This window comes from Neolewinella lacunae, from assembly GCF_014349155.1.
Lineage (GTDB): Bacteria > Bacteroidota > Bacteroidia > Chitinophagales > Saprospiraceae > Neolewinella > Neolewinella lacunae.
The window spans coordinates 380-1,875 of record NZ_JACSIT010000128.1 but is presented as its reverse complement, the minus strand read 5'-3'; the positions used below and the strand labels follow the sequence as shown (position 1 = coordinate 1,875).

The window sequence follows — 1,496 nt, the reverse complement described above, 5'->3', positions numbered from 1 at the left end:
ATTGACTTCGGCTTCGTGCCGGTCAACAGCGTTGGCTCTTCGGTCTTCTTCGACATGAACAACGATGGCATCCAGATGGGTGCCAACGAGGTGGGCATCCCGAACGTACCGGTCCAGCTGTTCGCTGACCTGGACGGTGACGGCACACCCGAGACGCTGGTTGGTGAAACGACGACGAACGACGATGGCATCTACTTCTTCGACAACCTGCCCAACGGGACCTACAACGTAGTAATCCCGAGCCTGCCCGACGGCACCGGCGCAACCTCCGGTACCTCCAGCGACGATCCTACCGACGCTGCGGTGCAGAACGGCGAAGAGCAGCTGGATGGCACGGTAGCCTCAGCGCCCTTCGACCTGACGGCCGGCAGCAACCCCACGGAAGCCGGTGGCTTCCCCGGTGACGACCAGGACGACGCTGAAGAGACGAACGGCAACATGACGATCGACTTCGGCTTCCTGCCCAACATGAGCGTAGGTTCCACGGTATTCTACGACGTTGACGACAACGGCGTACAGGATCTGGCCAACCCGCTGGAATACGGCATCGCCGGTGTCACGGTGAACCTGTACTTCGATGCGAACGGCGACGGCATGATCGACGGTCTGGAATTGACGGCGATCGAGACGACAACCACGGACGCTGACGGCAACTACTTCTTCGATAACCTTGCTCCGGGCAACTACCAGGTAGGGGTACTTCCTGCTACGGATGCACCGGAGGCTTCCGGTACGCAGAGCGACGCCGATGACGACCTTGACGGCACGAACGACGGTGCCCAGGCGGGCGGCGAAGGCACGGAGTCCCTCTCTGGTCTCTTCACACTGACGCCCGGTCAGGAGCCGCAGATCGGCGACGAGAACTTCCCCGGCGGTGCCCAGGACGACACCGATCCGCAAGACGATGCGAACGGCAACATGACGATTGACTTCGGCTTCGTGCCGGTCAACAGCGTGGGCTCCTCGGTCTTCTTCGACATGAACAACGATGGCATCCAGATGGGTGCCAACGAGGTGGGGATCCCGAACGTACCGGTCCAGCTGTTCGCGGACCTGGACGGCGACGGCACGCCCGAGACGCTGGTCGGTGAAACGACGACGAACGACGATGGCATCTACTTCTTCGACAACCTGCCCAACGGCACCTACAACGTAGTAATCCCGAGCCTGCCCGCAGGCACCGGCGCAACCTCCGGTACCTCCAGCGACGATCCTACCGACGCTGCGGTGCAGAACGGCGAAGAGCAGCTGGATGGTACGGTAGCCTCAGCGCCCTTCGACCTGACTGCCGGCAGCAACCCGACGGAAGTTGGTGGCTTCCCCGGTGATGACCAGGACGACGCAGAGGAGACGAACGGCAACATGACGATCGACTTCGGCTTCCTGCCCAACATGAGCGTAGGCTCCACGGTGTTCTACGACGCAGACAACAGCGGTGACCAGGACCTGGCTAACCCGCTGGAATACGGCATCGCCGGTGTAACGGTGAACCTGTA

General features: G+C 61.8%; 1 protein-coding gene. It reads left to right on the top strand.

All coding sequences use genetic code 11. The features are described from left to right. Window positions 1-1,496: SdrD B-like domain-containing protein (locus H9S92_RS14050; protein ID WP_320055167.1), on the top strand; the 1,496-nt coding region annotated here is incomplete at both ends.